Origin of the sequence: Nitrosomonas nitrosa (assembly GCF_003051105.1) — a bacterium.
In the GTDB taxonomy this organism is placed as follows: Bacteria; Pseudomonadota; Gammaproteobacteria; order Burkholderiales; family Nitrosomonadaceae; genus Nitrosomonas; species Nitrosomonas nitrosa.
On the sequence record NZ_QAOO01000051.1, the window covers coordinates 1 to 8,086 of the forward strand.

Below are 8,086 nucleotides of genomic sequence, written 5' to 3' on the forward strand. Positions count from 1 at the left end.
CATTTCCTCGACACCATTAAAATCATCGCTTACCGCGCCGAGTCGGCAATGGTTAACATCGTCCGTGAATTCCTACCCAAACCCGATCAGGCTCGGGCAATATTGCGTGCCTTATACGCCACCGAAGCCGACCTCTTGCCCGACTACCTGAACAAAACCTTGACCGTCCGGTTGCACCACAGCGCACGTGCACATACTGATGAGGTCATCGCTAAGCTCTGCGAGGAGCTCAATGCTACCAAAACCTTCTTTCCCCGATCTGGATTACGTCTGATCTTTAAATTGGGGTCATCTTAAAATCGCTGGGATCAGGTGGTCTGTATCTGGGATCGGCACATTGCCAAGCTTCATGACAGGCAGCATACCCAAGATTTCCCCGTTAAGGAATTTTCCAAGGGAAAATCTTGGGTTATTTTATTAGCGATATTACAGCCATATTTCTGTAAATAAGGGCTGTAACCCCTCCATTATTTCTGGCGAGATAAAACTCCCCTCACCACTTGGCACGGCATATGCGGACATGGCAGAAACGAGGCGATCAACATGTTCATTGGACAAAATAGCAGATCCCGCGTGAATTTCGTTCAATTGATAAATATCGCTGCTATACCAGTTAGCAATTGTTAGCTGATCATCTGTGCCTACAATATTGATCTGTAAATTACTCGCATTACGGCTAAACCAGAGATTTTCAAAAGAGGCATCGGTGATTTTCAGAATATCGATACTTGCCGCGTCAGTATCATAGTTATTGATAGTATCTTTTCCATCGGCCATCTGGAACAGATAGGTGTCATTACCTACATCACCTATCAGGTAGTCATTGGCACCCACTCCGCCTCTTAGCATATCATCTCCTGCACCACCATACAGTATGTCCGCACCTTCACCTCCTTCCAGCACGTCATTACCGTTGACACCATACAAATAATCATTACCCGCGCCTCCAAGTAAAGTATCGTCGCCTTCTCCGCCATTCAATGTGTCGTTGCCAGCCAAACCATCGATCGTATCGTTCGTTGAGAATCCGATCAGGTTGTCTTGACCGAGTGTGCCTTGTAGCACTTTCTGCTTGACCGTCTCGATATCCCAGACTGTGCCATCGCTAAATTCAATGGCATCCAAGACGTAAGCACTGGTCGCATCCTGATAAAAATAGTGAGCAACCGTTATTTTCTCAGCCGTACTTTGCAAGGTGAGATATAAATTATACGAATCACGCGTGACCGTCACATCGTCAGGATGCACGCCTTCCAGAAAACGCAAGACATCGTAACTATCTGTCGCGCTATCATAATTGTTGATCGCGGTATGACCATCACCGGCTGCAAACAAATAAGTATCACTACCCGTTTCTCCGATCAGGTAGTCATTGACACCCGCACCGCCTCTCAGCATATCGTCCCCTGCGCCACCATACAGTATGTCCGCACCTTCACCTCCTTCCAGCACGTCATTACCGTTGACACCATACAAATAATCATTACCCGCGCCTCCAAGTAAAGTATCGTCGCCTTCTCCGCCATTCAATGTGTCGTTGCCAGCCAAACCATCGATCGTATCGTTCGTTGAGAATCCGATCAGGTTGTCTTGACCGAGTGTGCCTTGTAGCACTTTCTGCTTGACCGTCTCGATATCCCAGGTTGTGCCATCGCTAAATTCAATGGCATCCAAGACGTAAGCACTGGCCGCATCCTGATAAAAATAGTGAGCAACCGTTATTTTCTCAGCCGTACTTTGCAGAGTGAGATATAAATTGTACGAATCACGCGTGACCGTCACATCATCAGGATGCACGCCTTCCAGAAAACGCAAGACATCGTAACTATCTGTCGCGCTATCATAATTGTTGATCGCGGTATGACCATCACCGGCTGCAAACAAGTAGGTGTCGCTACCCGCATCTCCCGTTAGATAGTCATTCGTGCCCGCCCCACCTCTCAGCACATCATCACCGGCCCCGCCAAACAGCATGTCCGTGCCGTCACCTCCTTCCAGCACGTCGTTACCGTTGACACCATACAAATAATCATTACCCGCGCCACCAAGCAAAGTATCGTCGCCTTCTCCGCCATTCAATGTGTCGTTGCCAGCCAAACCATCGATCGTATCGTTGGTTACAAAACCTATGAGATTGTCTTGACCCAGCGTACCTTGCAGTACCTTCTGCTTGACTGTCGCAATATCCCAGGTTGTACCATCGCTAAATTCAATGGCATCCAAGGCGTAAGCACTGGTCGCATCCTGATAAAAATAGTGAGCAACCGTTATTTTCTCAGCCGTACTTTGCAAGGTGAGATATAAATTATGAGAATCACGCGTGACCGTCACATCATCAGGATGCACGTCTTCCAGAAAACGCAAGACATCGTAACTATCTGTCGCAGTATCGTAATTGTTGATCGTAGTAGAACCGTCACCGGTTGCGAATAAATAGGTGTCGCTACCTGCATCACCCGACAGATAGTCATTAGTGCCGGTCCCGCCTCTCAGCGTATCCTCTCCAGCCCCGCCAAACAACATGTCCGTGCCTTCGCCTCCTTCCAGCACATCGTTGCCATTGACACCATACAGGTAATCATTACCCAAACCACCCCACAAGGTATCGTTACCCTCACCACCGTTCAATGTATCATTGCCTGCCAAGCCATCGATGAAATCATCACTTGCTGAGCCAGTTATATTGTCGTCACCATTTGTACCTCTTTTTGACAGCTGCTTGACAGTGGCCACATCCCAGATTGTTCCATCGCTAAATTCAATGGCATCCAAGGCGTAAGCACTGGTCGCATCCTGATAAAAATAGTGAGTGACCGTTATTTTCTCAGCCGTACTTTGCAGAGTGAGATATAAATTGTACGAATCACGCGTGACCGCTACATCATCGGGATGCACGCCTTCCAGAAAACGCAAGACATCGTAACTATCTGTCGCAGTATCATAATTGTTGATCGTGGTAGAACCGTCTCCAGCGGCAAATAAATAGGTATCACTGCCGGCATCTCCTGTCAGGTAGTCATTGACACCCGCCCCGCCTCTCAGCGTATCGTCTCCAGCACCGCCAAACAACATGTCCGCACCTTCACCTCCATCCAGCACATCATTACCGTTGACACCATACAAATAATCTTTACCCGAACCCCCTAACAAAGTATCGTCGCCTTCACCACCATTCAGTGTGTCGTTGCCAGCCAAGCCATCGATCGTATCGTTGGTTACAAAACCTATGAGATTGTCTGTACCCAGCGTACCTTGCAGTACCTTCTGCTTGACCATCGCGATATCCCAGACTGCGCCATCGCTAAATTCAATGGCGTCCAAGACGTAATCACTGGTCGCGTCCAGGTAAAAATAGTGAGTAATTGAGATTTTTTCACCCGTACTTTGCAGAGTAAGATATAAACTATAAGAATCACGGGTGACCGCTACATCATCGGAATGGACGCCTTCCAGAAAACGCAAAACATCATAGCTATCTGTCGCGGTATCGTAATTGTTGATCGTGGTTGAACCGTCACCGGCAGCAAATAAGTAAGTATCACTGCCCGCATCTCCCGTTAGATAGTCATTCGTGCCCGCCCCACCTCTCAGCACATCATCACCGGCCCCGCCAAACAGCATGTCCGCACCTTCACCTCCATCCAGCACATCATTACCGTTGACACCATACAAATAATCTTTACCCGAGCCACCCAGCAGCGTATCGTCACCTTCGCCACCGTCTAGCGTGTCATTACCTTCGCTGCCATTTAGATAGTCATTGCCGCCTACGCCAGCTAAATTATCGTCTCCACTCAAGCCATCGACAGTATCATCCGATGCAAAGCCAATAATATTGTCGTTGCCTAACGTAGTTTGCATCACGATTTGTTTAATAGCTTCGTTATCCCAGGTGGTACCATCGCTGAATTCAATCCTATCCAACGCATAAGTACTGTTACCCTCTTCATAAAAATGATTGATAACCGTTATGACTTCTCCCGTGTTTCGTACGGTCAGATATAAATGATGGGAATCTCGTTTTACGCTAACCTCAGCTGGATTGATGCCCTCTTTTAGCCGGAGCACATCGTGACTAACTGACAGATCAATGTTATTGATCGTGGTATTGCCATCGCCTGCTGCAAACAGATAGGTATCATCACCACTATCACCCTGGAGATAATCGTTGTCGCCCTGGCCGCCATGCAAAACATCGTTACCCTCTCCACCCGTCAACAAATCACGACCTCTTCCACCATCAAGGATATCGTGACCGCCACCTCCTGACAGCGTATCATTCCCGGCTCTGCCACTGAGAATATCGTCGCCGCTATAACCGTTTAAAACAGTATTGGCTGGCGCGCTAAATATGATGTCATCCTTGCTACCTGCAGAATTGTCGCCTTTAACGCTGCTGACACCTAATTCATGAAGAATAGCGGCTGTTTGCTCACCAGCAACACCTTCGGCAATCCAGCTACGCAACATATCCAGGCCAGACCACCCGTTGGCATACAAAACATGGCCAGCATATTTATTTAATTCGATCAAATCTGCCAAAGCAGAGGAAGGATCCACATTTTTTTGATGATCAAGTAGTGCGTTGAGCGCAGAGAAATCCACAACAACTTCCGCTGCTGTAGTCTCATTTAAGGCAATCACATCCAGATAATGGGAAAGCCGCGTCTGTAAAACCAGGCTTTCATAAACCGATTCTTTTAATGCCTCATAACTTTGCTGCATCAGTTCTATTTGCTGGGTCGATAGCGATACGAAAACTCTTTCTATACTTGTACCATCGCTACCTACTACCGCACTTACCGAATTCCGTGACCCATTGCCCAGCGTTACCTGGTCTGCGCCCACCGCAACAAACGTTGAAGCATTGAAACGCTCCAATACACTGATAATCGCATCCGTCTCTTGCTGCTGTTGTAGAAGCTTCTGATATTCCTCACGAATCTCCGGCTCAAGTGCATCCAATAGCGCACCATCCGCAGTATTCCAGTAGCTCAGGTGAGTGTCATGATCTGACCATGATTGGTTCGGTGTTAAATAGAATAAAAAATAGCCATTATCAGCAGCCTGCTTAATACTGGTTTTCATGGTGGAAGTGTTTGCCCAGGCGGTCAGCAAGTCATCTAGTAAAGCTTTCTGGGCTAAATAACTCGTTTGGTTGGCGTAATTTTCCAGCACACTCGATAGAGCTGGAGATATACTGGCTGCCTCTTGCAGATCGCGTACAAAACCAGAACCTTTTGCATTAGGTAAACTTAGCACTTCATCAGTTAAGGGAAGCGTATCGACGAACTTTCGATAAAATGGATTATTGGCAAGATCCAAGTTGGCAGTTAACCCCTCACCATCTACCGTCAGATGAGCGGCTGAAGCGGTTTGAACATTGCCATCGCCAAGATTGACATTCCCGCGGTGAGCCGTTAGCTCAATACTGACCACACCCAATTTGGTTAACGAAAACAATTCATTCGTTGTCGAAACCCCATTCTGGTTCAAATCCCGCCAGACTTGCACCTGCATAAACTCGTCGTCGTTCTGGTCGAACAGCCCATCTGAATTGGAATCCAAATCCGACAATGCATCGAAACCGTCTTTGGCCAATAGACCATCTGATTTCAAGGTATCGACACCAAACAGCTCTGCACCGGTATCGATGGTACCGTTACCATTGCGATCCAGCACCAGGAAACCGTCATCGCTACTTACCCAACCGGTACCGGTTTTAATGCCGTCTCCATCATGATCAAAAACGATCGATCCGCTGATACCAACCGTTTCAATGCCATCTTTATCCAGATCCAGTACCAGCGGATCGGTGCGAGGGGGTATCCAATTCTTGAATTGCAGATAAAGATTATTGACCGCATTTGATACAGCTGTCAGCTCACCAAGTTCACGCATCAAAATACTGCCCAGGCGGCTCATTGCCCAAGAAAAATCTCCGACAAGATTCTGGAAAAAAAGAGCCATATCGATACTTGTAACATTCTTGTACAAATTTTCGAAAAGCTTTTCTCCAGCCAGACCGCCAAAGTAGCCACCGGCCAGCCCAGCCGCACCCGTTATGGCCATTCCGGCTCCCACACCGACATTCACCCCGGGCGCCAGAAGGAGCCCTGCCACTAGCGCAGCAGATGCCGTTCCAGCAGCAAACCCACCCACTAACCCACCTGCGTGGGCAGTTAAAATCGCCCCTGCTTCGTTCGTATTTCCATTATTGTAAGCATGCTGCGCTTGGGCAATTGCCAGCGCTGTGCCAAGAACATCCCCGATCAAACCTGCCTTGTTGAGTAGATCACCGTATTTGACGTAGCGGGCCATATCGGCATCGGTCGGATGCATATCGCTCAATGAAGCGAGGCGTGTTACCTCAATACCCGCAGGAATTTCCTTGGCAGGCAAACCGAGCGCTCTCCCCAGATAACTGTTGGTATCAAGATACAACTTACCAGTAGCATCCCGCCCCACACTCATATCTGCCAGATCTGCGTTGGAGGTCGCGCGGATCAAACTGACTAATTCTGCTTTAGCTGCATTCTCACCACTCAACAGTTTTTCCGCGTTATAGCGATTTTGCCAATCCTGAAGATCGATACCATTGACTTTCTGACCAGGCTGGATTGTTTTGTGTAATAACGTTGGAATCTCGGTCTCGACAGCCACACTGCCATCGGGTGCATGCGGCATAATCAGACGAAAATCGCCTGTATGCTGGTTTACCAGCCTCGCTGATGCTTCATCCCAGAAACTAGTGTTGTTAATGCGTGTGCCATTTTCGTCGATTCCTAGATATAAAGTGTCAAAATTTAAACCTTCCCGGGCAGCGGCATCTTCTAGCGCTTGCCTAAAATCAACATTTTTTAAAAAAATAGCAATTTGTGTATCGGCAATCGTTTTTACACTAGTAGCATTTGAAAGAGACTCAGCAAAATCTGATGCTTTAAACTCTCGATAGCCAGTTAAAGGATCAATAATCTCTCCTACCCCTCCGCTATATAGCAGCAAGGTTGAATTGCCTATAGTGACATCTACATTATTTGCCAGTAGTCGAAGCTCGTTAACTGACATTGGATTATTTGCGGCGCTTCGGATAGCAATTTCATTGATCGCTGATTGTGCATTCATGATCCGGAACTCCTATAAATTTTGGGCAAAATTTACAGATAGGGTTTCGACATGCTTTCTAGAAAAAGCTGATCCATATGCATCTAGTGCTTCTTTGATTAGTGCATGCAGCCGGGATTTATTATGTACAAACTGAGATTGTGTGAATATTTGTACTACTCGCCACTCGATATGATATTTTTTACTTTCTAACTGCTTCATTCTTTTGAATGCATCAAAATAAACGTTTTCTCCATTAATATTTAGGTTAAATTCTATTGGTTCCTGTGGCTGTCCAACCTTTACTTCCTGAAGAACAATATTCCGCTCTCGATCTATGGTTTGCCAGGTTCCATCTTCCTTTCGTTCATTTACAAAACTCATTTCAATTCTCCTCTCGACATTAATCACTAATTAACAAGAGCGGCAGAACCACGGAAATAACTTCCGGTCAATTATCGGATCTGCATCCTCAACAAATGAATTTAATAGCCCTATCGTATGTATATCGGATTTTCATCATGCTTTCAGAGCAATAAACCTAACGATAGAAAGCATATGCAAACAATTGCAGTTAGGAGACTGTCCGAGAATAGTGATCGTACCGAGGGTGAAGCTGGCAGAGCTGGATTTTTCGATCATTTGAGGCGAATAGTTGTTCTATTTAACGAAAAGGATCGAAAAATCTGGCCTGGCAGGTTCGCCCGCAGTAGATCAACCTATTTTCGGACAGCCTCCTAGCAAAGCCACGAATAACTGAAGTTATTAACGCCATTTCTAAGCTTTACTTTAATGTGAATTGATATGCCTAGGCGAAAGGGCACCGCTATGACGGGCACAGTAAAAGACAATAGATGGAAATCGGCTTTGCTGAGCAACAAAAATTAGGCTCTTCAGGAAAATTTGTGGGTAATGCTATAACGAATATGTAACAAAGGCGCTAGTTTTTTGGGTTTTTGAGGTAAGAGGTGTGCATCCTGTT

General features: G+C 46.6%; 3 protein-coding genes. 1 reads left to right on the plus strand and 2 read right to left on the minus strand.

Translation table 11 applies throughout. From position 1 onward, the window contains the following. Positions 1–297, plus strand: a 297-nt coding sequence (locus C8R30_RS16030) for a putative transposase (protein WP_181258763.1), incomplete at its 5' end; no start/stop codon positions are given. Between the two features lie 129 nt (positions 298–426). Here the strand turns inward: C8R30_RS16030 and C8R30_RS16520 are convergent. Together C8R30_RS16520 and C8R30_RS15130 are read right to left on the minus strand one after the other, a co-directional pair. Beyond that, positions 427–7,125, minus strand: a complete 6,699-nt coding sequence (locus C8R30_RS16520) for a calcium-binding protein (RefSeq protein WP_107790499.1) — start codon at positions 7,123–7,125, stop codon at positions 427–429. A gap of 12 nt (positions 7,126–7,137) precedes the next feature. Beyond that, positions 7,138–7,488, minus strand: a complete 351-nt coding sequence (locus C8R30_RS15130; protein ID WP_090672007.1) for a hypothetical protein — start codon at positions 7,486–7,488, stop codon at positions 7,138–7,140. Between the last annotated feature and the right edge of the window lie 598 nt (positions 7,489–8,086).